General features: G+C 69.5%; 19 protein-coding genes and 2 pseudogenes. 15 read left to right on the top strand and 6 right to left on the bottom strand.

What is annotated here, in order from left to right:
* Positions 1-4: 4 nt before the first annotated feature.
* Both ACIRST_RS09495 and ACIRST_RS09490 read right to left on the bottom strand, forming a co-directional pair.
* Positions 5-649 (bottom strand): GAP family protein, encoded by a 645-nt coding sequence (locus ACIRST_RS09495; RefSeq protein WP_402801174.1) that lies wholly within the window; start codon positions 647-649, stop codon positions 5-7.
* A 351-nt stretch (positions 650-1,000) separates the two neighbouring features.
* A complete protein-coding gene (locus tag ACIRST_RS09490; RefSeq protein WP_402801172.1) occupies positions 1,001-2,032 on the bottom strand; it encodes a hypothetical protein in 1,032 nt (343 codons plus the stop codon).
* Between the two features lie 273 nt (positions 2,033-2,305).
* Here ACIRST_RS09490 and ACIRST_RS09485 point away from each other — a divergent pair, with 273 nt between their 5' ends.
* The 5 genes from ACIRST_RS09485 (at position 2,306) to ACIRST_RS09465 (ending at position 6,499) form a co-directional block, all read left to right on the top strand.
* The gene (locus ACIRST_RS09485) at positions 2,306-2,980 is read left to right on the top strand and encodes a hypothetical protein (RefSeq protein ID WP_402801170.1); all 675 of its coding nucleotides are present in this window, start codon (positions 2,306-2,308) and stop codon (positions 2,978-2,980) included.
* 210 nt (positions 2,981-3,190) lie between these two features.
* Positions 3,191-3,820 (top strand): hypothetical protein, encoded by a 630-nt coding sequence (locus ACIRST_RS09480; RefSeq protein WP_402801168.1) that lies wholly within the window; start codon positions 3,191-3,193, stop codon positions 3,818-3,820.
* 435 nt (positions 3,821-4,255) lie between these two features.
* Positions 4,256-4,867, top strand: coding sequence for an SMI1/KNR4 family protein (locus ACIRST_RS09475; protein WP_402801166.1), 612 nt, complete (start codon positions 4,256-4,258; stop codon positions 4,865-4,867).
* 535 nt (positions 4,868-5,402) lie between these two features.
* Positions 5,403-5,549: a hypothetical protein gene (locus ACIRST_RS09470; protein ID WP_402801165.1), complete on the top strand. Its 147-nt coding sequence runs from the start codon at positions 5,403-5,405 to the stop codon at positions 5,547-5,549.
* Positions 5,550-6,127: 578 nt separating this feature from the next.
* Positions 6,128-6,499 (top strand): DUF6896 domain-containing protein, encoded by a 372-nt coding sequence (locus ACIRST_RS09465; RefSeq protein WP_402801162.1) that lies wholly within the window; start codon positions 6,128-6,130, stop codon positions 6,497-6,499.
* Between the two features lie 5 nt (positions 6,500-6,504).
* Here the strand turns inward: ACIRST_RS09465 and ACIRST_RS09460 are convergent.
* Positions 6,505-7,301: pseudogene (locus tag ACIRST_RS09460) on the bottom strand (IS5 family transposase).
* 111 nt (positions 7,302-7,412) lie between these two features.
* Here ACIRST_RS09460 and ACIRST_RS09455 point away from each other — a divergent pair.
* Complete coding sequence (locus ACIRST_RS09455; RefSeq protein WP_402801160.1) at positions 7,413-7,844, top strand: hypothetical protein; 432 nt, start codon at positions 7,413-7,415, stop codon at positions 7,842-7,844.
* A gap of 179 nt (positions 7,845-8,023) precedes the next feature.
* On the opposite strand, the gene ACIRST_RS09450 is transcribed toward ACIRST_RS09455, so the two are convergent.
* Positions 8,024-8,632: a helix-turn-helix domain-containing protein gene (locus ACIRST_RS09450; protein ID WP_402801158.1), complete on the bottom strand. Its 609-nt coding sequence runs from the start codon at positions 8,630-8,632 to the stop codon at positions 8,024-8,026.
* Between the two features lie 113 nt (positions 8,633-8,745).
* On the opposite strand from ACIRST_RS09450, the gene ACIRST_RS09445 reads away from it, so the two are divergent.
* Positions 8,746-9,576, top strand: a complete 831-nt coding sequence (locus ACIRST_RS09445) for an MBL fold metallo-hydrolase (RefSeq protein ID WP_402801156.1) — start codon at positions 8,746-8,748, stop codon at positions 9,574-9,576.
* Between the two features lie 447 nt (positions 9,577-10,023).
* Here ACIRST_RS09445 and ltrA read toward each other — a convergent pair whose 3' ends face one another.
* A complete protein-coding gene (gene ltrA / locus ACIRST_RS09440; RefSeq protein ID WP_402801154.1) occupies positions 10,024-11,490 on the bottom strand; it encodes a group II intron reverse transcriptase/maturase in 1,467 nt (488 codons plus the stop codon).
* Positions 11,491-12,280: 790 nt separating this feature from the next.
* Between ltrA and ACIRST_RS09435 the strand changes: the two genes are divergently transcribed.
* The 8 genes from ACIRST_RS09435 to ACIRST_RS09400 all read left to right on the top strand — a co-directional run bounded on the left by ACIRST_RS09435 (position 12,281) and on the right by ACIRST_RS09400 (position 20,051).
* On the top strand, positions 12,281-13,660 hold the full coding sequence (locus tag ACIRST_RS09435) for a helix-turn-helix domain-containing protein (RefSeq protein ID WP_402801152.1): 1,380 nt from the start codon (positions 12,281-12,283) through the stop codon (positions 13,658-13,660).
* Between the two features lie 379 nt (positions 13,661-14,039).
* Positions 14,040-14,780, top strand: coding sequence for a hypothetical protein (locus ACIRST_RS09430; protein ID WP_402801150.1), 741 nt, complete (start codon positions 14,040-14,042; stop codon positions 14,778-14,780).
* Between the two features lie 2 nt (positions 14,781-14,782).
* Positions 14,783-16,087 (top strand): UDP-N-acetylglucosamine 1-carboxyvinyltransferase, encoded by a 1,305-nt coding sequence (locus tag ACIRST_RS09425; RefSeq protein WP_402801148.1) that lies wholly within the window; start codon positions 14,783-14,785, stop codon positions 16,085-16,087.
* Between the two features lie 2 nt (positions 16,088-16,089).
* Positions 16,090-17,133 carry a serine hydrolase domain-containing protein gene (locus tag ACIRST_RS09420; RefSeq protein ID WP_402801146.1) on the top strand — a complete coding sequence of 348 codons (1,044 nt, stop codon included), beginning with the start codon at positions 16,090-16,092 and terminating at the stop codon, positions 17,131-17,133.
* An 11-nt stretch (positions 17,134-17,144) separates the two neighbouring features.
* On the top strand, positions 17,145-17,909 hold the full coding sequence (locus ACIRST_RS09415) for an FAD-binding protein (protein WP_402801143.1): 765 nt from the start codon (positions 17,145-17,147) through the stop codon (positions 17,907-17,909).
* A gap of 42 nt (positions 17,910-17,951) precedes the next feature.
* Positions 17,952-18,218 carry a hypothetical protein gene (locus tag ACIRST_RS09410; RefSeq protein WP_402801643.1) on the top strand — a complete coding sequence of 89 codons (267 nt, stop codon included), beginning with the start codon at positions 17,952-17,954 and terminating at the stop codon, positions 18,216-18,218.
* Positions 18,215-18,778 carry a peptide deformylase gene (locus tag ACIRST_RS09405; protein WP_402801141.1) on the top strand — a complete coding sequence of 188 codons (564 nt, stop codon included), beginning with the start codon at positions 18,215-18,217 and terminating at the stop codon, positions 18,776-18,778. The genes ACIRST_RS09410 and ACIRST_RS09405 overlap by 4 nt, the downstream gene beginning before the upstream one ends.
* A gap of 514 nt (positions 18,779-19,292) precedes the next feature.
* On the top strand, positions 19,293-20,051 hold the full coding sequence (locus ACIRST_RS09400) for a hypothetical protein (RefSeq protein WP_402801139.1): 759 nt from the start codon (positions 19,293-19,295) through the stop codon (positions 20,049-20,051).
* 285 nt (positions 20,052-20,336) lie between these two features.
* Here the strand turns inward: ACIRST_RS09400 and ACIRST_RS09395 are convergent.
* Positions 20,337-21,316 (bottom strand): annotated as a pseudogene (locus ACIRST_RS09395) (IS5 family transposase).
* Positions 21,317-21,730 lie beyond the last annotated feature (414 nt).

Raw genomic sequence — 21,730 nt, 5'->3', positions numbered from 1 at the left:
GTCCTCAGGTGACGAGATGGTAGATGCTGCTGGCGGTGAGCCAGAGCCCGGCCAGCAGCGAGAGGGTGATGATCAGCTGGTCCTGGTGCTGTTCGAGCCAGGTTCGCAGCGCGTCGAGCCGGGCGCGGGAGGTCTCCGGAGCCCAGACGGTGTACAGCTCCATCACCAGGAGGCTGAGGGTGGCCAGCAGGCAGTAGCCGGTCAGGTCGAGCCAGGTGTAGACGGAGGAGAGGTCGGCGTCGACGACCGTGGCGGCGCCGGCTCCGACCAGAGCCCAGGGCTGGAGCAGCCAGGCGAGTCCGGCAGCGGTGCCGAGCGAGGCGTTGTCGACGCGCCCCGCCCAGCTCGGTGGCCGGTACGGGCGGGGAGGCTGCCGACTTCGGTAGCCGCCGAACACGACCAGGCCGACGCCGATCGCGAGCTTGGCGGCGAGGGCCGCGCTCGACGGCGAACTGTGGTGGACGGGTGGCGTCCCGCCGGTCAGCAGCAGCACACAGGCGACGACGGCGACCAGGTTGGCCAGCCAGGACAGCAGGAAGGCGAGCCCCTTGTGGACGCCGCGCCGCGAGGACAGCAGGAGGACGAAGGCGCTGTTGTGCAGCGGCCCCAGGGTGATGGCCGTACCGATCACGATCAAGTCGACAACCATCGGATCACCCGCTCCCTCACGTCGACGCTCCGCCCGGCACGCCCGGAGCGGCTCCGGCCCTCGCGGCGGGCCGCCTGCCAATGCCCGCACAGGACCGCACCCGACTCTGCGGGGCCCGACCCGACGGGTCAAGCAGGCCACGCCGACAGCCCTCTTCGACGTCGCGGCCCCGCCCGCGGCCCCGCCCGCGGCCCCGTCCGCGGCCCGTCACCGCACCGGACGGAGCCACCCGACCGCCGCGCTGCCCACCGCCGGCGGGTGCGTGCTCGGTTGGAGGCCCAGCAGACCGCCGAACCGCCGTACCGCCGGACCCGGTTCAGCGTCGTCGGGCCTCTTCTCCGGTGGCTCCGGTCAGTGAGGCATCCGGTTGTCGGTCGCCAGCACGTCGCCCGGCACCGTCGAGCCCACCTGGCGCCGTAGTGCGCCGATCGCCGGATCGGAGACGGAGACCGTGAGCCGGTAGGGCGGCTGGCCGATGATGGTGTTGTGCGAGTCGGTCGGCGACATCAGGCGTTGCTGGACGGCGAAGCCGTCGAAGCCCGGGCACAGGGCCCCGGCCGGGAGGGTCAGCTGGACGGAGGCGCCGCCCTCGGGTCCGACGTGGACGGTGCCGCCGGCGGCGGACGGGGTGTCGTCGTCGCGCGTGATCGGGAGGCCGTGGGCTCCGCCGACCAGGCCGTCCGGGCCCTCGATCTCCACCGCGACGCCCTGCGATCCGAGTGGCGCGGACAGGTCCAGCGCGCGGTCGCGGGCGCCCGGACCGAGCAGCAGACCGATGGTGAACTGCCCGGGGTCCTTCGCCGAGGTCCGTGAGAACCCGTAGGAGCCGAGGACGAGTTGCGGTCCTGGCGGTGGGGCGTCCGGCTGTGATCCGCCGGCGAAGGTGAAGGATGCCGGAGCCGGGTCGAAGTGGTGGAAGCCCTTCGTGCCGCACCTGGTGCCGTCGGAGACCCCGCCACCGGGCAGCGCGACATCCGCAGTCGGCCGCGGCGATGCGGGCACGGCCAACGGGCCGCGTACCGCCGGGCTGTCCCGGCTCAGCAGGCCGGCCGGGTCCGCTCCGACCGCGACGGCCAGCAGCGCCGCGAAAGCGGTGGCCGCGATCAGCACGGTGCGCCGGCGTCCGGGCCGGGTCCACTTCGAGCGGGCCGTGCCGGAGGCCGCGCCCGGTGCCCAGCGGCGGCCTCCCGGGTCCACCGGCGGCTCCTTGCGCCACTGCGCGGCGAGCATCCGGGTCCGGGCGGTCGGCTCCTTGACGGCGGCGTCCTTGATGAACCGTTCGTCCAGGACGAGTCCCTCGAACGGGTCGGGTGTCGCCCGGCCCGGCGCTATCGGCTCCGGTTCGCGGGAAGGTGGCTGGTGGGGTTCTTCGGCGGTCGGCACGGCGCCATCATGCCCGCCCGTTCGGACACACCGACCGGCGAGGTGGCCCGGACCGGCCCCCGGACCGGCCCCCGGACCGGCCCGCCGCTCGGACACCGACGGTCACTCAGCAATCGGCCCCGGGCCGCCTCGTCCACCCCTGAGCCACCGAAGGCCCCACGTGGCTTCAAGGCGACGCAGCGTCCTGATGATCATCACCGGCCTCCGGTCCAGCGGTCTGTGTCAGGGCCGCGGTCTACTCTCCCTCTCACCTACGAATTATCGGGAGACCGGATGTCCTACGACGATGACGACGACCTTGACGAGTTCGAGTACCCGTACATGCCCGCGCTGAGCACGGCCCTGGCCGATCCGTTCGAGGGGACGCGGACGGTCGACGGCTGGCGGATCGAGCGGCTCGGCCTGATCCAGGGATCCTGCGACCACGGCACGATCTACGACCCGCTGGGGCCCGAGGGCGGCGGCTTCCCGATGCGGCCCGGTGGCACACCGGTCTACCTGGTCGCTCGTGAAGCCGCACCCGGGGTGCCGGTGGCGGTCCTGGTGCACCCCGGCGAGACCGTCCCGGTCAGCACGGAGGACTGCGGCGACCGGGTGGCGACCCCGTCCGGCCTGGCCGTGATACACGCGAATCCCAGCACGACCTGGATCGAGCCGGGCACCGGGATGCTCAAGCGCGCCTGGGCCACCCTGTCCGCGCGCGCCGCCGGTGGCGAAAGCTGGAGGATGGAGCGCCTCCGCGAGATGCTCCAGGACGCGTCGGTGGACCCGACCGACTGGCCGGTCGAGCCAGCCGAGGGCGACTTCGCGAACGACTGGCTGATGATCCCGGACGAGGACGGCACCGGCACCGTACTGGGCCTCCTTGCCGACCCGGACGGCTCCAACACCACCGAGTGCCTGGACGCCGAGGGCAACACGGTCGCGATCCTGCTCACCCTCGACTAGCCGGGCACCGACGCAGGATCGGCCGCACCGCACCCGCCCGAGGCACCCGCCACGACGGGGGCAGTGCGGCCACACGAGCCCGCCCCGGCGAGGAACCGCCGACGCCGGGGCGGACGCCTTGACGAGGCGCCAGGGGGACGCGGCTGCCGCTTGCCGGGCTGTCAGTCCCGGGACGGGCGGTACCCGGTAGCCTCCGGTGCGATCGGGCGGATGACGGGGGTAGACGTGAACATTGAGGAGATGCTGGACCGGCTCGGCGCGGTCATCGGGCCGCCGCCAGCGGACGGAGTCGTCCCGGTCCCGTGGGAGCTCGGGCCGGAAGCGCTCGGTTTCCAGCTGCCCGCGGACTACCGGGCGTTCGTCGACCGGTACGGGATGGTCAGCATCAGCGACGAACTGCACATCTGCACGCCATCGGCAGCGCCTGGTCCCGAGACCGGGCAGCCGCTCGGCTTCGAGGGCTTCCTGTACTACACGACCGAACCCTACGGATACTGTGCCTGGCTGGCCGAGGTCCACCAGGACGGGGACTACGACGAGTGCCCGTATCCGCTGTTCCCGGCCGAGGGCGGGCTCCTGAAGTGGGCCAACAACTACAGCTCCGACCACTTCTTCTGGCTGATGAGGGGCCCGGACCCAAACCGGTGGCCGGTCGCTGCGAAGTTCCACTCGATGCGGGAGTGGGACCTGTTCGAGGGCGGCTTCCTGGAGTTCCTGCTGGCGGCTGTGACGGAGCAGTATCCGTACCACGGGGACGTTGTTCCCGGCGGGATCAAGCAGGTCGGTGATGGCCGTGCCTATCTCCCTCGGGGTGACTGGTCGAAGCGGCTTTGGCAGTGAGCCCGCGAACACGGTCAACGGCAATGCCGGGGAGCCGGGCTTGTCCTACGCCTTCGAGGACTGGGCCTCGGACGCTCACTGCCGTCGGACGAGCAGCTCGTCTCCGCATGTTCCCGGATGGAAGGGGTGTTCGAGCTGGTGACGCCTGTGCGTCCGTTCCGATGGCCGACGGGCCGGGAGAGCTTCACCGGGCTGGTATGACACCGCGACGACCCGGTCCCACATCGGTTGCGAGACAGGGCTGCGGCGTGACCGAATGCTCGTCCGGGGGAGTGCGAGGGGGCGGGTGCGCAGTCGTCGGCTGTGCCTTCCAGTCGATCCGGCCTTGCGCGGCTGAGTCGATGTCACTGGTCCCGGTTAGCCTTGCGGCACGCCCCAACGTTCGTGGTGGCGATGGCGCGGCGTTCTGACGCCCGAACCCGATGAGGAGAGCCGATGCGAGACCATCTCGCCGACGTGTTCGCCATGCTCGGCCCGGGCGAACGGCGCTTCGCCAGCCCGGAAGCATGGGCCGAGTTGGAGGCCGAGATCGGTATCGACTTCCCCGAGGACTACAAGGCGATTGTCGACGCCTACGCTCCGATGCAGATCAACGGGCACCTGTACCTCTCGCATCCGGCCACCGAGCGCTGGAACCTCGGGAAGGAGATCCGCGAGACCTCCCAAGCCTGGGCCCGACTCGACTGGGATCGGGAGGACTGGGTGGAGCCGGAGGAGAACATCCGCGCTGCCCTCGGCCTGCAGGAGGTCAGGTTCGGGACGAGGGACGGCCTGATCCCGATCACCAACACCGACCGCGGCGAATACGTCTTCCTGGCCCCGCTGCCCGACCGGACGGGACAGCGGATCTGTGCGGTGGAGCACGACGGATCCTGGTACGAGTACCGGATGAGCTTCTCCGAATGGTTCTACCGCTACCTCGTCGGCGAGGACATGGTCGGCCCGAACAGCTCCGCCTTCTACCCCGGCCCGGTGCTGCTCGAACCGCTGCCGATGTCACCCACCGAACGCCCCACGCCGATCTATGGTCCCGAGCGCGGCATGTGACCGGTGCCAGAGCTCCGGCCTGACGACGGTCCCGGGGCGCTTCACGCGGTGGATGCCGTGCCCGCCCCGGTGGAGTCCTGAGCGAAGAGCGTGTTGCGCCCTCCTTCCGTCAGCGACAGGGTGACTGCGCCCACCCACCACGGGTCCTGTGGATCGTCCCAAGTCATAGGGTCCGCGAGCGCGGCGTCCAAGTCGCGTGGGCGGTCGGCTGCGCAAGGCTTGGGCCACCGGAGTGCGGGTGCCGGAGGTGGCCCTCCGGGGGCTCGGGAAGGGCCTGCAGGCAGGATGCGGAGCAGGCGTTGACCAGCAGTGGCAGGACGTCGGTGGCAACTCGCAACGAGATCCACGCCTGGTGGATCCCGGTGCCTTCCAATGACCGGTCACAGATGCTGCACTTGCGGATCGTTGCTGAACCCCATGTTCCGGGATCGGTGTCGCCGTGCCCGAGCCCGAGTCGAGGCCAGTGGCTGCGGTGCCGGCGGGCTGGAGCAGGGGAAACGGTGGACGGAGCTTCTCGTTCCCGTACAGGGCGCGCGTGCTCACCGTGCTGCGCTTCAAGTTCGGGCACCTGGTCATCTCGTACGGGAACCAGTGCAGCCGGTACGACGTGTACGGGGTGAACTCCTGCAGGCTGCTCATGGCGCCGATCTCCGCAGGGATCCGAACGAGGTTGCTGCCGTAGAGGGTGAACTGCTTGACGGCGGTGAGCTTGGCGATGCTGGGCGGCAGGGTGACGATCTGGCGCCGATCCTCGGGGCTCATCTCCATCAGTGGTCGAAACACCTCCCGTCCGTCCGCGGCGGCCTCCTCGATCAGCGCCAGGAGGTGCTGCCAGGCGGGCGAGGAGGTGTCCTGTTGCTCGTGGTGGAAGCTCACCCGCCGCCGGTTGCTCACTCGCCGCTGGTCGAAGCAGCTGCACGTGTCCCGGTGGGAGGCGGTGCCGTCCGTGGCCGAGTTAGACCTGTTGCCGTGCCTGTCGGTGCGGCGGGATGCCGGCTCCGCTTCATTCGCCATGGCGTACACGATACGAAGGCGCGGGTGCGGCCGGTCAGTTGGGGGTTTCGGCTCAGGAAGGCGCAGGGTCCGATCACGAGACCCGCGGCTTGTCGGGGGAGATGATCGGGGCGGCCGCCGAGATTCTAACTGATCGTTTCAGAATGCCGTCCTGCGGAGACGCTGGCGACTCATGGAACAATCTCTTCAGCCACAGGCTCAGGGGGATGAGGCCGTATGGAACGGGTTGGGGCTGCACGAGACCTCGTGCTCGGCTACGTCCACGCTCTGAACGCGATTGACGAGGCCATGAGGGTGGCGATTCCCTCGCTTGAGCGACTGGCGGATGTCCTCGGCCTGGCCCGGTCGCGCCGGATCAGCCGGAGTGATCACATCGGTGCCTACTCCTACACCGTTCATGGGGCAGGCTGTCGCTTCGTCAGCGACAACGGCACTGAGGTCGATATGGACTTCGCAGCCGACGGGAGTGAAGTCTTCGACCTCTGGCGGCTGCGCTGCTACGGGCTGAGCTTGCCGGAGACTGTTGACGTCACGGATGAGGACCTGCGGTCCGCAGTGCGGTCGCTGCAACCGCTTCTGACCGAGGTGCGGCCGGGGTGGTTCAGCGTAGCCAACTGATCGTTTCAGGATGAGGCTCGTAGGCGTCGGAGGCAGATGATGCTGCAGGCCAGTTCGAGCAGGCCCTGGTGGAGATCGGCGCGTCGTTCGTAGCGGATGCGGAGCCGCTTGAACTGGTGCAGCCAGGCGAAGGCACGTTCAACGACCCAGCGCACCTTGCCCAGCCCGGAGCCATGAGCGACACCACGTCGGGCGATCATCGGCTTGATGCCGCGCTTCCACAGCAGGCGGCGGTACTTGTCGAAGTCGTATCCGCGATCGGCGAACAGCCGTCGGGGCCTGCGCCGCGGGCGTCCTCGAAGCCCGCGGATCGTCCAGCAGCGGCAGAAGCTGGGTGACGTCGTGGCGGTTGCCTCCGGTGAGCGTCACGGCGAGCGGGGTGCCGCAACGGTCCACGATCACATGGTGCTTGGAGCCGGGGCGGGCGCGGTCAACGGCGAGGGGCCGACGTGATCCCCCCTGTGAGAGCTCGGACATGCGAGCCGTCCACGGCGCAGTCGTCCAGGTCCAGCAGGTCCGCGCGGCGCAGTTCGGTCAGCAGCGCGGCGTGCAGGCGGGGCCAGACGCCGGCCTCGGTCCAGTCCCGCAGCCGACGCCAGGCTGTGACTCCGGAGCAGCCCACGGTCTGGGCGGGGACATCGCGCCATGCGACACCGGTCCGCAGTACGTAGACGATGCCGGCGAGGGCTGCCCGGTCCGGGACTCGCAGTGGCCCAGGGTGGCGGTGTCGCCGTTCGGGAGCGGGTGGCAGCAGCGGAGCAACGCGCTCCCACAGGTCTTCCGGAACAAGATCAACACGCACTCGGACGCTCTGCCGACCAAGATCGTCGAGCGCAAGACCCGCGCTCAACTCATTCTGAAACGATCAGTAAGTTGGGGCCCAAGCAACCCGATCCCGATTGGCACTGGTCAGATGGCTCACAACTCCACCACCGTTCCTGCCCGCTCGTCCTCGAACGACCGGTGGCCGCTCTTCACCACCATGGCGATCCTGGCCGTCCCGGTCGGACTGGCCTGCACCGTCTACGCGTTCTGGGCCCACGGCCACTACGTCAGCGGACTGGTGTGCGTCCCCACCCCCGCGATACCCGTGTCCGCGCAGGTCGCCGCATGGGCCGGTCCTGCCATCGGCATACTTGCCGCGCCCTTCCTCGCCGTACTGCTGTGGGCCGCGGTGCGGGGGCGGAACGCCATGGCGCGGCCCCTCATGCCGCTGCTGATCATCGCGCTCGTCATCGACCTGCTGCTCATCGTGCCGGAGGTGGTCAACCTCCACTCGGTGCTCCCGGACTTCGAGCCGCACAAGGTCACCGCCACGTTCTGCGGGAAGGGCTACAGCTTCTGAGATCCGCGATCCCGCGGGCACCGGACCGGGGGTTCCGCGTTCCGGTCGGCCGTCCCGGCAGGGTGGCTGGGCCCTCCTCCGGCCTTCGGCGGCAGGCGTCAGGGGCAGGGCCAGGATCAGGGTCAAGGTCACTGCGGAGGCTTGGGGCGGGTTCGTCGAGCCCCGCACACCGCCGCCGATCAGGTTCTGCGCGAGATGACCATGATGTATTCGCAGGGGGCGTTCGTCGGGTTGGCGAAGCCGTGGTCCGCGTCGGCCTGGAAGAACAGGGAGTCGCCCGTGTTCAGGGTCTCGCTGATGCCGCCGATCGCGACGGTCACGGTGCCTTCGAGTACCACGAGTTGCTTCTCCACACCCGGCGGGTACGCGGGCAGCAGCCCGGTGGAGACGTGCGGGGGAAGGTGGTGGACGACCATCTCGGCTCGTCCCGCGCCCGGGGCCGCCGACACCATGTGCCGCTCGAAGCCGGTCTCCGGGTCACGGAATACGGGGCGATCGGTCTTGCGCATGACGAGGGCGACACCGGGCGCGGCGGCCGCCGGCGTACCGATCAGGTCCGAGAGCGACGCGTCGAGCGCGTGGGCGATCCTGGACGCGACGCCGATCGTCGGGCTCTTCTCGCCGCGTTCGACCTTGGACAGCATCGCCCGGCTGACCGACGACCGTTCGGACAGCTGCTCCAGCGTCAGGCCCGCCTCCTCGCGGCGCCGCCGCACGTTGCCGCCGAACGCACCGGCCAGGTCGTCACCGTGCTGCGGTTCGGCCGCGTTTCCGTCTTGCTCGACCACCGTGCTCCTCGATCGATGGGTACTGCGCTGCCCACAGTGTAGTGTTCTTCTAAAGGAGATCTGATCTCCTATCGGAGACGCACGATGTGCGCCCGACATGACGGAGGGGTTCCATGCGTTTGATCTCGTGTGGCCGGCACCACGCCACGTTCGAATTCGGCGACCTGCAGGTAACCTCGTTGCGAGACGGGTACATCGACATGCCGCCGACACGGCTCCGCGGCGTGGACGGGCGCGCGCTGGACGTGCTGCCGCCCGCGGTCCCGCTGGCCGGCGACAACCTGCGGCTGTCGGTCAACGCTTTCTTCGTCACCGACGGCACGCGGTCGGTTCTCGTCGACACCGGCGCGTCCGACGTCTGGCCCGACCCCACCATGGGATTGATCTACGACGCGCTCGACGAAGCGGGAGTCGACCGCGCGCGCATCACCGATGTGGCCATCACCCACCGGCACGAGGACCATGTGAGCGGACTGATCGCTCCGGACGGCTCGGAAGCATTCACCGGCCTCGAACGCGTGTGGGTCGGCGCGGGCGACGCCTCGGTGTTCTCGGGGCGGCTCGATCCGATCCGCGACCGGGTCGTACCCGTGTCGGGGAAGGTCGCGATCAACGACTGGACCACCGCGATCCCGACACCGGGCCACACGCCTGGTCACACCGTCTACGACGTCAGAAGCGGCACCGGGCATCTTCTCGTCTGGGGTGACACCGTCCATGTCCCCACCCTCCAATTCGATCAGCCGAACGTGGCCTGGGAGTTCGACGGCGACCAGTCCCAGGCCCGCGACGCGCGAGCGGCCCTCCTCGAACGACTGACCCGCCCCGACCACTTCGTAGCCGGCGCCCACCTCGACTCACCCGGGATCGCCCGCGTGACCCCCTCCAGCGACGGCGACGGCCACGGCTACGCGCTGGAGTACCTCGCACCACCGATCGGCTGATCGGGCCTGCCGGTCCCGGGCCGCGTCCGCGACGGCGGGCGGGGAGGGCAGGGTCGTCCGGCCGGGCGGCCGACCGTCAACTCGACTATCGGTTAGCGCAGTTGTCGATCTTCGCTTTACCTGGTCGTCAGCCCGCCCTTGAGCTTGCCGGGCTGACGACTCGGGGATCAGCCGTCGAACCACAGCAGCTTTCCGCGCTTCCACCGCACGCCGTAACGTCCCGTGATCTGGTCTGCGTAAGCTCAGAAAGAGCACTGCCAGCGCATTGGTGGCCCCTGGTTACAGGGACCTGTAATCCGGATCCAGGTCGGACCGTTGGAGGTGAGTCGGCCTGGGGCGCGGTGCCGCGATTGCTCGTGGTCCGTTTCCCCAGACCGCTCTCCGAACCCGCCGTGCGTGTCTCCACGCAACGGGCTCTCCACAGTTCCTGCCGTTGAGCGGAATGGTTCAGTAGCTGGACCAAGGGGTCGGGATCGTGTTGCCGCGCCAGCGGTAGCGGGTGACCGCCGGTTTGCGGGCGAGGTTGATCAACTCGATGCCGTCCACTGCGGGTGGTCGCCAGGTCCCGTCGGGACCGCGCAGCCACCGGCAGATGTCCTTCCATCCCCAGCGGTGCAGTTGCCTCATCCACGTCGTGAATCGTCGCCAGACGAAGTCGGCGATCTTCTTGAACGTGTGCTTGGCGACGGCGTGACGGAAGTACATGGCCCATCCGTACAGGATCTGGTTGAGCCGGATCAGTACGGATCTGGGGTCCAGCTGGGACGTCCTGCGGGTCAGGGCTCGAATCTTGTACCTCAGCTGCCGAACGGGCCGGCTGCCGATGAGCGTATAGACGAACCACTTGTCGACGGTCCCTCGCTTCTTCATCCACTTGAGGTGGAAGCCGAGGAAGTCGACACCCTCGCTCAGGTGCGCGATCCGGGTCTTCTCCGGCGAAAGCCGCAGACCCAACGGGGCGAGCACCGAAGCGACTTCTTCGCGCAGGGCCTCAGCGTCGCCGCGTTGGCCGCGGACCATGACGACGAAGTCATCCGCGTAGCGGATGATGCGCCAGGTCGGTTGGCCTCGGCTTCGACGCTTCATGCGCTGCCAGTTGGTGTGCATCTGCCCGCCGGGCAGCCAGTCGCGGTGCAGGTACTCGTCGAGCGCCGACAGCGCGATGTTGGCCAACAGCGGGGAGAGAATGCCCCCTTGCGGCGTCCCGGAATGCGTTTCCTCGATGCCGCCGAGCTCCGTGAGGATCCCGGCCTTGAGGAACGCCTTGACCAGGCAGAGCACGCGCTTGTCCTTCACCCGAAGGCGCACGCGGTCCATCAGGGCCGCGTGGTCGATCCGGTCGAAGCACGCCTCGATGTCAGCGTCCAGCACCCAGTGATAGCCCTGGGAGCCGAAGCGCTGGACCTCGGCGATGGCGTCGTGCGCCCGCCGCTCGGGCCGGAACCCATAGGAGATCGACATGAAGTCGGCCTCGAAGAGGGGTTCCAGCACCAGCTTCAGCGCAGCCTGGACCACGCGGTCGGCGATCGTGGGAATGCCCAGCTTGCGGACCTTCCCGGACCCGTCCGGCTTGGGGATCTTGCGCTCCCGCACCGGCTGGGGACGGAACTCGCCCGCCTTGATCGCCTCACGCTGCCCTTCCAGGAACACCCGGACGCCGATCTCCCGCTCGATCCGGCCGACCGTCAGGCCGTCGGATCCGGGAGTCTTCGCCCCGGTGTTGCCCGCCACCCGGTCCCACGCTCGTTGGAGCGTCGCGGGGTGGTGCACGAAGTTGAACAGGTCGTCGAACCGGCGGCCGGGATCGGCCACCGCCCAACGGTGAAGCTTGGCCTGCATCTCCGATACCCGGGCCCAACTCCCTTGCGAGATCAGGTCCGGAGCCGTGCCATTCGGCGCGGCGTCTTCCGGCATTGCAGCCTCCTTACCTCTCGTTACTGCTGCCGCCCTTCGCTATGTGACCGGCTTTCCCGGCCTCGGACTACTACGGCGGCTCCGTCCTGCCCGGCGCATTCGGCCGACGACGGACCTATCCCCGCGCCCGGACTGGCTGTCCGGTCCCAGGGAGCTGTCACCAGGCAGTTCCCGTGTTCACTCCCGATCGTTTGTCACAGGAGGTGCTCGACTTTGCCCCTACGGCATCGCCACGACTACGCCGCAGTCCTTCACCGTGGCCTCCCGGGACGGCCCACCTATGCCTTCCCGGAAGTTCCCCACTCGGTCATGCTCAGTGAGTGGGAACGCACCGTCACCAGCCCATATCCGCCAGGTTGGAGCTGGCAACTCATTAAGGGGCGTACACATCGATTCCTCTCGTACACCTCTGCGTCTCGCTTGCCGAACCCGATCCATCTGGCAGTGCTGGACCGTCCCGGCGTTGTCGGGGCTGCTTCCATCCGGCCTGGCGTCTCCCAGGACGAACTGCCCCCAGCTACACTCCCCGTGCTGCGACAGGGGGAGCAGCGAAGTCCTTTCACCTTCGCGCGATCGGAGAGCGCCTCACGGCGCACAGCCGGAGCAAGTTGTGAGGCAAGGAGTCCTTACCCTGCGTGCACCTCGCAGCGAAGAGAGTTGCTCTCGCCCAGGGGTGCGAGGGCAACACAGATGACCTCAGGGCAAGACCCTCGGGGGCCAGCAACGCAGCCCGACTCAAGCCCGCCGGACAGTGCGGTGAACGCTGGCTCGGCGCCGAAAGCCCCACACCGTGGCCCCAACCATCGGTACGGTAGCGATCCGTAGTGGCTTCAACACGGCACCGGGGGCCAGCGTGGGGGGCAACGGCATCACGTTCGGCAAGTTCATCGCGCTCCGTCGCGCCGAGATGGAGTGGACCCAGCTCCGCCTCGCCACTGAGCTCGACCGCAGCGAGGTCTGGATGTCGCTGGTCGAGCGGGACTTGCAGCAGGTGAAAGACCTGACCCTGCTCCGGCGCCTCGCGGAGGTACTGAGCTGCGAGCTCAACGAGCTGATGGCCTTACCGCAACCAGCCGCAGACCGGCCAAGGTCCCGCCCCCGCAAGTCCACCTCGGCTACGCTGACGAGCACTTCCGCTGCCGAGGAGGACGATGTGCGACGCCGCCCGTTCCTGACCCTGGCGGCTGCCGCCCTGTTCACCCCGGTCGTCGGCCAGCAGGCCGCGCACGCCGAGACAGCGTCACCGCTGGCCGGCCTGGAGGACCTGCTGCTCTACGGGACAGGGCGGGTTCCGGCGCCCCGCAGCGAGCCCACCCACGAGACCGTCGTTGCCTCCCTCCTGACGTCCCGTCGTGAGTTCAAGGCGGCCAAGTACGACGCGCTCGCTGAGACTCTGCCGAGCCGGATCGCTGCCGCCCAGATGGTCGGCAGCACCGAGGAGCGGGCTCGCAACGTCGCCCAGCTCTACAACCTCGCGGTCCGACTGTGCATCAAGATCGGCGACAACAACCTGGTGGCCATCACCGCCGACCGCGCGCTCACCGCCGCCCGGGGCGGCGGCGACCCGCTGGTGGTCGCCGAGGCACAGCGGATGGTCTCCAGCGCCTGGCGCCGCCAGGGCAGTCTGGCCCGAGCAACCGACATCGTGGTGGTCGCCGCCGAAGACCTCCTCGCCGACACTACGGTGCCCGAGTCCGCCCGCCTGGCCGCCCGCGGCGACCTGTACGCCACTGCGGCCTACACCGCCGCGAAGACCGGCGACCGCGCCTACGCACACTCGCTAATCCGTGAGGCTGCCGACAGCGCCGCAGCTGCCGGCCGGGCTTCCGGCCTGGTCGACGGCATCCAGGGCGTCGCCCTGCACGAGTTGTCGGTGCATTACGAGCTCGGTGACGCTGGCCGGGCGATCGAGCTGGCCTCCACGATCGACCCAACCGCGCTGCCGACCGCCGAGCGGCAAGCCCGGTTCTTCACCGATGTGGCCCGTGCGTTCGACCAGTGGAACAAGCCCGAACAGTGCTACCGGGCTCTCCTGGCCGCTGAGGAGGCGGCCCCGCAGGAAATCCGCCGGGGTGCCGTCCGTGACCTCGTCGCCCCCCTGCTTCGGCACGACCGCAAGCTGCCTGGCGTACGGGACTTCGCCGCCCGCGCGGGCGTTCAAATCGTCTGACCGTAGCCGGACTACGGGCCGTAGTCCGGCTACGGATCCAGCCTTCCGCCCGGCAGTTCACTGGGGAACGTCCGCTCCTCCCCCTGCTGCCGAAGGCCCTCCCATGCCAACGCCCAGCACCTCCCCACCGCCCGACAACCGGCGGCACGCCGCCCCGGCGGATCGTGACCGACTCGGCGCCTTCCTCACCGCATCCTGGGCCGCCTTGCACCTGCCCGTGCTCGCCCTGCTTGGCCTGGCTGTTCATAATCAGCCCGCCGAGGCCAGCCCCCAGATTGCGGCGACCGCGCCCGACCTGCCTGCTTCCTGAGGCACCCGGAGGCCGTCGTGACGACCCCACCTCCTTCTTCCGCTCGCTCGCCCGAGAGGAGATCCAGCCATGCACCGGCTGACCGACGCGCCCGCGCTGCACACTGAGTTGGAGCGCATCGACTACCGCACCACCCCCGCGTACTACTTCGACACCGAGCAGGTCACCGACCCGGTGGTGCTGCACCTGCTGAGCCACTGCCCAACCGTGTTCGGCCTCAAGAAGGCCATCACCGACCTCCTGGCCGGCAACCTGGACGTCCCCCTGCCGGAGGCCGCCGGGACCATCGAGCCCGGCGCCACCGTTCGGGGCCACGTGATCGTCGCGCCCGGGGCCGTCATCGCCGACGGCGCGTTCGTCACCGGTCCGGTGCTGGTGTGCCCCGGCGCTGTGATCGAAGCCGGCGCCCGGGTGCGCGACAACACCGTAGTCGGCCCCGGCTGCCGGATCGGCTTCGGCGCCGAGGTCACCCGCTCGCTGCTGACCGGTGGCGTCTTTATGAAGCACACCAGTTTCGTCGGGGACTCCGTGCTCGGCCTCGGCGTCAACATCGGCGCGTTCGTGTCCACCACCGGCCTGCGGGTCACCTCCGGGCCGGTCACCGAACCGGCCACCGAAGCGGTCTGCGCGTACCTCGACGGCCACCGAGTCGCCACTGGCCAGACCAAGTTCGGCGCGGTCATTGGCGACGGCGTGATCGTCCCCGCTGGCACCGTCCTCCAGCCCGCCACTCTGATCGGCGCGCACACCGTGCTCTATCCGAAGACCCAGGTCGGGGGCTTCTTCCCGGCCGGAAGCCAGGGAAGGTGACCATGCCCACCACCGACACCACCACGACGACCGCCCAGCGGGCCGTACGGATCACCGGGGGCCGCCGCCTGACGGGCACCGCCACCGTCCAGGGCAGCAAGAACATCGCCCTGCACCTGTACGCCGCCGCGATCCTCGCCGACGACCCGCTCACGCTGGTCGGCGCCCCCGGGATCCTGGACACCTCGGTCGTCGCCGACATCCTGCACCGCACCGGTACCCGCGCCACCGTGACCGACGACGAGTTCGCCACCCGTCCGGCCGACTCCTACTTCCCCGTCATCCCGGACGACCTCGGACGGCGCATCCGCACCACCGCCGTCATGGGCGGCGCCCTGCTGGCCCGCGCCGGCAAGGTCACCTTCCCCATCCCCGGCGGGGACGCCTTTTGCGCCCGCTACATCGACCGGCACCTGGCCGCGATGGAAGCTGCCGGGGCCGAGGTCGAAGTGCACCGCGGCCGGGTACGGGCCCGCTTCACCGGCAAGCGGCTGCCGTTTACCACTGACGCCGAGACCCGCTCATGGGGGCCGAGCCTGGGCGCGACGGTCACCGCCGTGCTGCTGGCCGCCCGAACCCCGGGTACCTCCTCGATCCTCAACCCCAGCATCGAGCCCGAAGTCACCCACACCGCAGCCCTGCTCTCGCAGGCCGGCGTCGGCATCGAGTGGCGGGGCCGCACGGCCCTGAACGTCACCGGCACCGACCGCATCCAGGGCGGGGTGTTCACCGTCCCGCCGGACCGGCTGGAGGCCGCCACCCTGGCGCTGGCCGCCGCCATCGCTGGCGGCACCGTCCACCTGGACGGCTTCCCGCCGGCCGCGTTCCCGGACGGGCTGGTGTCGGTGTTCGCCGACGCCGGAATCCAGTTCGACTCGTTGGACGGCGGAACGGCCGTCAGCGCCCCGGCCGGGCCACGGCCGGTACAGATGGCCACCGGCCCGCACCCGGGCTTCCCGACCGACGTGCAGCCACAGTTGACCGCCTTTCTCACCCAGGCCGACGGCACGTCCCGCATCGACGAGCGGATCTACACCCAGCGCGACACCCACCTGCCGGCCCTGGCCGCGTTCGGCGCCGCCGTCAACGCGACTGGCTCGGTGATCACCGTCCGGGGCCGGTCCGCGCTCACCAGCGCCGACGTGGCCGGGGAGGACATCCGGGCGGTGACCGCGCTCGTGATCGCTGCCCTGGCCGCCGAGGGCACCTCTACGATCCGAGGGATGTATCACCTGCGGCGCGGATACGGCAGCCTGCTGCCGAAGTTGGCCGCGCTCGGTGCCGACCTGACGATTGACCAGGAGTAGCCGTGACCCTCACCGTGCCGTGGAAGCCGAACGCGCTCGCCGAGCTGCGCGAGTGCCTGGACCTGATGACCGCTGACGGCACCGTGCCCGGCGGCGTCATCGCCCACGGTATCTTCGACACCGCGCCCGGCTACCTGGCCTCCGGCGTCGTCGCCCCCGAGTGCGGCGACGCCCGGCCGGGGCCGGACACGGTCTACGACGTGGCCTCGCTGACCAAGGTCCTGGCCACCTGGCCGTTGGTCGGCACCTCCCTTATGGATGGCTTCACCCTGGACACCCCGGCTCGGGAACTGCTGACCGGCATCCCGGCAGAGGCGCCGGGCGGACAGGTGACTGTCAGCCAGATCCTGTCCCACACATCCGGCCTACGGGCCGACACCCGCCTCGACCAGTACCGGGGCCGCCCCGAGCCACTCGCTGAACTGATCTGCGGCGAAGACCTGATCGCCGAGCCCGGCGCCGGCCACCGGTACATCAACCGCGGCTTCATCCTCCTCGGCCTGGCCCTGGCCCACTACCGCTGCCAGCGCCTGGACGAGCTGGCGGCCGAGCTCTGGCAGCACCTCGGCATGACCAGCACGACCTACGGACCGGTGCCCCGCTCCGCTCAGGTCGCCCCGACCGAGCAGCGGTTGACCGGCGGGCCCCGGCTTTGGGGAATGCCGCACGACGACAACGCCGCCCTGCTCGGCGGAGTCGCCGGCCACGCCGGGGTGTTCACCACCCCAGCCGACCTCGCCACCTTCGCCGTCCACCTGTTGTCCTCGCACGCCACTGATGGGCCCCTGGGTCGCTGGCTCGCCTACAGCATGCGGCCGCAGGCCGAGATCGAGCCGGGCCTCAACCGTGGCCTGGCCTGGATCCTCGCCGACGAGGGCGGCGTGGTCTACCACCACGGCTTCACCGGCACCAGCCTCTACCTCGCCCCGACCACCGGCCGCTACCTGGCCATCTGCACCAACGCCGTCTACCACCACCAGGACAATCGCACCCGCCTCGCCCCGCTGCGAGCCCTCGCCCTCAAGGCGATCACCGACGAACCCTAGGAGGGCCACCCGTGCCCAGCACCACGCTCGCGTCCCTCACCACCCTGCGGCTCGGTGGCCCGGCCAACAACGTCCTGCGGGTCGCCGACCCCGACGATTGGTTCGAACTAGTCCGTACGATCGGCGACCGGCAGGAGGACGCACCCCTCACCCTCGGCCACGGCCGTAACGTCATTGCCTCCGACACCGGCCACGAGGGCACCGTCGCCGTGATGAACACCAGAGGCATCACCATGAAGCGGGTGGACGACGACACGGTGGCCGCGACCGTCCAGGCCGGTCACCCGCTCGCCGACCTCGTCCAGTGGGCCTCAGCCGAACACCTCGCCGGGATCGAGTGCCTGGCCGGCATACCCGGCACTGTCGGCGCCGCCCCCGTCCAGAACGCCGGAGCCTACGGCCAGCAGGTCTCCGACACCCTCGACCACCTCACCGCCTGGGACTGGGACATGGGCCGACTGCGGACCCTGCCCGCCCAGGTATGCCGCCTCCACCATCGTGACAGCCGCTTCAAGAACGACCCCGGCCGCTGGACCATCCTCACCGCAACGTTCCACCTCACCCGCTCACCGGCCGCCCCCGTCACCTACCAGCCGCTCGCGGACGAACTCGGCGTCTCCATCAGCACCCGACCGCCCGTCGCCGAGGTGACGGCCGCCGTTCTCGCCAACCGCCACCGCCGCGGACTCCTCCTCGACCCCCACGGTCCAGATGCCCGCCAGGCCGGATCGGTCTTCCTCAATCCGCCCGTCACCGCCGCGCAGGCCGCCCGCTAGTCGACTGCCGGCTGTCCGGTTCACACCGACAGCGACGGGCAGCTGCATGCCAGCGCCGGCTGGCTGCTGGAGCACATCGGCTACCGCCCCGCCTACAAGATCGCGGCCGGCATCCGCTGCTCGGAACGCCGGACCCTCACGCTCACCGCCCACGACGGAGCGACCGCGGTGGGCTTCGCCCAGGCCCTCACCGAGCTCTCGGCCCAGGTCGAGATCGCGACCGGGATCAAACTCCGGCCCGAGCCGACGTTGGTCGGCGCCTGGACCGCCACCGCCAACGACCCGCAGCAGACCAAGGAGATCAAGTGATCGAGGTACGGCCCAGCCAGCAGATGCAGTCCCTCGGCGTCGTCCAACAGGGCATCCCCATCCTCAACCAGCCCGCCGAACCCTTCGACCTACCGGCCGAACACGCCGCCGCCCAGACCGTGATCGACGAGCTGTTCGCCGCCGTCGATCGCATCGGCCGCGTCCACGCCTTCGCCAAGGGCATGGGCCTCGCCGCCCCGCAGATCGGCATCCCCCGCGCCGCCGCCCTGGTCCTTCCCCCGACCGCCGGCGCCGAGCCGATCATCCTGCTCAACCCGACGATCACGGCCGTCTCCGACGAGACCGACGAACAATACGAGGGCTGCCTCAGCTTCTTCGACGTCCGCGGCATGGTGCCCCGCCCCCTCCGCATGGACGTCACCGTCACCACCCTCGACGGCACCATCACCACCGTCACCTACGAGTTCGGCCTCGCCCGCCTCATCGCCCACGAGATCGACCACCTCGACGGCCTGCTGTACACCGACCGCATGCGCCCCGACATCCACCCGATCCCGGTCGAGGAGTACCGCGGAACAGGTTCAACCTGGGCCTACTGACCTGTTGCACCTGTGCGCAAGACCCGACCTCTCAGGTCCGACTGCCTGGCATGGCCATCAAGTAGCCCGCGAACCCATACGGTTCGCGAGAGCAGTTGCGGCTTCCTGCGACACAAGGATCACCCTGCGCCTGAATGTGCCCTTCACGACGAAGAATCGAGCACCATCGCGGTCATCACCACGAACCCTCCACTCGTACAGCCCATTCCCCGGAATGACCCATCCCCACGGTGGACCAGACCGCGGCAGGAAGTCTCGGGCAAGCCCGTACCTCTGATGCATTCCACGGATTCGCGCGAGCGTACCTATGCTGCTCTCGTGCTCGACAGACCGGGGCGTGGCTGTCACGCCGGGGGCAATCTCTATGAAGTCCACGGCACGACCATAGAGCCGGAGAGGGGCCACCAAGCGCGGAAATGGGACTCACGCCGGCCTGGCCTCAAGAGCCGCTTGGCCCCGCCCCGTTGAGCCCCTCGTCAGGCCCACTCCGAGCGGGTCGACTCGAAGACGAGACATGCAGTCTGGACGGTTCGCGACAGCAGACAGAGGGGAAGCTCTGGCACGGCTTACTCGGGAGGGCGGCCTTCAAGACCTGCGGGACGAGCTGCGCGAACTCCGCCGTGAACTCAACGACGCCCACAAGACCATCACCGACGCCCGCCGCGAATCGGAATCCCTGCGTCTCGAACTTGAGACAGCACGCCGCGAGGCGGCCGAAGCACGGACAGACGCCTTGGGTAGAGCGGCTGAAAATCCCGTCTCGACTGCAGTCGCGCCTAGCTACGAGCCGATCCCCACAACCGTCGTGCACCCCCCTGTCCCCCACGAGGCAGCACTGGACGCATCTGACTCCGAACCCGAGGAGCAGGCCCCGGAGACTGCCGGGCAGCGGACGCTCGACGCCGTACTTGAGCAAGCTGCCGGCATCAGCGCAGCCGACCTCATCTGCCACCGCGACGCGTGGGCTTTCATCGTGGAACAAGCGGCCCGAAACGCCCACTTCCGCGTCCCGGGACTCGCTGCCAACGGCGACGACGACGAGCAGACCAATGTGACGCTTTCCGGACGCACCTTGATTGCCATCCTCAGCGCCCTGCACTCGACGCAGCAATCACATACGACCTCACGCGAGGACCGCGCACTCGCGTCGACGTACTACAACCGGATCGCCAGCGTCATCAACAACGCGCTTCCCTCACAGGGCGATGCCGCCAGGACCCGCATCGTCATCGACGATCGCCCCCCGCTCGCTCCCCACGACGCCATCAACTGATCGGCACCACGATATCGGCGCGACCTGCCAGTCGCGCGCAGCACAGCTGGCCGTGGTTGCAGTTTTGGTTGCATTCACCCCCACCGTTCAGAGCCCAGCCAGCAGGTCGTTCCGCCGCAGGTCAGGACGCCTACGACCGTCCCCGGACAGCCGGACGAACATCTGGAAAGCGTGTTGGGAGCAACCCCTCACGAGTTCGCATCTCGTATCCTCCGCCTCTGCCCGCCAGGGCGAACGAGGGCCCGGATCGCTCACTTGGGTTCTAGGGCCTGTGTGAGGTTGTGATCATTTGGTCGTCCGCAGGAGGTCGTCGATCCAGATCATCGCGGCGCGGAGGTGGAGGCCGGCGAGGTAGCTTTCGGGCTTCTTGTCGCAGCGGGTGGCGATGCCGCGCCATGCCTTCAGCCTGTTGATCAGGCCCTCGACGGTGTTCCGCTCCTTGTAGAGGTCGGCGTCGTGACCGACCGGCCTGCCACCCCTGCTGCCCTTCCGCTTCCGGCTCGCGGCCTGGTCCTTCTTCTCCGGGATGACCGCCTTGATCCCGCGTTTGCGCAGGTAGGCGGGGTTGCTGCGGGACGAGTAGGCCCTGTCCCCGGCGACCGCACCGGGCCGGGTGCGGGGACGGCCCACCGGCAGGCGGACCCGCACCTTCTCCAGCACGGGGATGAACTGCGGACTGTCCGCGGCCTGCCCCTCGGTCAGGACGAACGACAGCGGCCGGCACCTGCGGTCGGCGGCGAGGTGGACCTTGCTGGTCAGGCCGCCCCGGGACCGGCCGAGCAGGGCTTCCTTCAGGCGGAGCCTGCGCCGAAGCCGGGCGCGTCGCTGCTCGTCGTGTCCGTTCTGTTCCTGCGGCTCGCCCCTTTTTGACGGGCCTCTTCCTGCTCGCGCGCCGCCTCCTCCAGGGCGTCCATGACCTCCTCGCCGACGAGCATCCCGGCAGCGTCGTGGTGAGCACGGACGGACGTGGAATCCACACTGACCAGCGACAGGTCCGCCTTCCCGACGCGGGCAGCCTCGGCGATCAGGCCCTCCAACAGGGCGGTGAAGACGCCTGCGTCCCGCCAGACCCGGAACCGGCCGTAGACCGTCGGCCACGGGCCGAACTCGGACGGCATCTCCCGCCACTGGGCACTGGAGCGGAACCGCCAGATCACCCCCTCGAACTGCTCCCGCAGCCGCTCGGGGTACGGCCCGAACCGGCCGACCGGCAGATACGGCTCGATCAGCTTCCACTGATCATCAGTGAGTTGCCTACGCGTCACAGCCACAGTCCTACAGGGTTCTGCCCTCAGAAGAGGCAGAACCCCAAGACTGATCACAACCTCACACAGGCCCTAGCAGTCGTTGCAACACCCCAGTTCAGGGGATGCATTGGACTTCGAGATCCGCAGGGACCGGAACGCTCAGGGGCCTGTGAAGCTGAGCCGGGAGCGGGAGGCATACTCCCGGCTCATGCAGCAGGGCTACACCAACGTCGAGGCGTGCCGGATCGTCGGAGTCAACGACCGGACCGGTAGACGCTGGCTCTACGGGCGCACTACGTCGGGCAGGAACAAGGCGGGGGGGCCCCCCCCCCCCCGGGGGGCCCCCCCCGGGGGCGCCCCCCCCGGGGGGGGCGGCGCCCCCCCCCCCCCACCACCCACCCAAAACCGACAAAACAAACACAACAAAAAAAA

Origin of the sequence: Kitasatospora sp. NPDC101447 (assembly GCF_044767225.1) — a bacterium.
GTDB lineage: Bacteria > Actinomycetota > Actinomycetes > Streptomycetales > Streptomycetaceae > Kitasatospora.
This window is presented reverse-complemented; position numbering and strand designations above follow the sequence as displayed.

Coding starts and splice junctions, on each gene's coding strand:
- ACIRST_RS09495 (WP_402801174.1), bottom strand. CDS start 649: ATGGTTGTCGACTTGATCGTGATCGGTACGGCCATCACCCTGGGGCCG.
- ACIRST_RS09485 (WP_402801170.1), top strand. CDS start 2,306: ATGTCCTACGACGATGACGACGACCTTGACGAGTTCGAGTACCCGTAC.
- ACIRST_RS09480 (WP_402801168.1), top strand. CDS start 3,191: ATGACGGGGGTAGACGTGAACATTGAGGAGATGCTGGACCGGCTCGGC.
- ACIRST_RS09475 (WP_402801166.1), top strand. CDS start 4,256: ATGCGAGACCATCTCGCCGACGTGTTCGCCATGCTCGGCCCGGGCGAA.
- ACIRST_RS09455 (WP_402801160.1), top strand. CDS start 7,413: ATGGCTCACAACTCCACCACCGTTCCTGCCCGCTCGTCCTCGAACGAC.
- ACIRST_RS09445 (WP_402801156.1), top strand. CDS start 8,746: ATGCGTTTGATCTCGTGTGGCCGGCACCACGCCACGTTCGAATTCGGC.
- ltrA (WP_402801154.1), bottom strand. CDS start 11,490: ATGCCGGAAGACGCCGCGCCGAATGGCACGGCTCCGGACCTGATCTCG.
- ACIRST_RS09430 (WP_402801150.1), top strand. CDS start 14,040: ATGCACCGGCTGACCGACGCGCCCGCGCTGCACACTGAGTTGGAGCGC.
- ACIRST_RS09425 (WP_402801148.1), top strand. CDS start 14,783: ATGCCCACCACCGACACCACCACGACGACCGCCCAGCGGGCCGTACGG.
- ACIRST_RS09400 (WP_402801139.1), top strand. CDS start 19,293: ATGCAGTCTGGACGGTTCGCGACAGCAGACAGAGGGGAAGCTCTGGCA.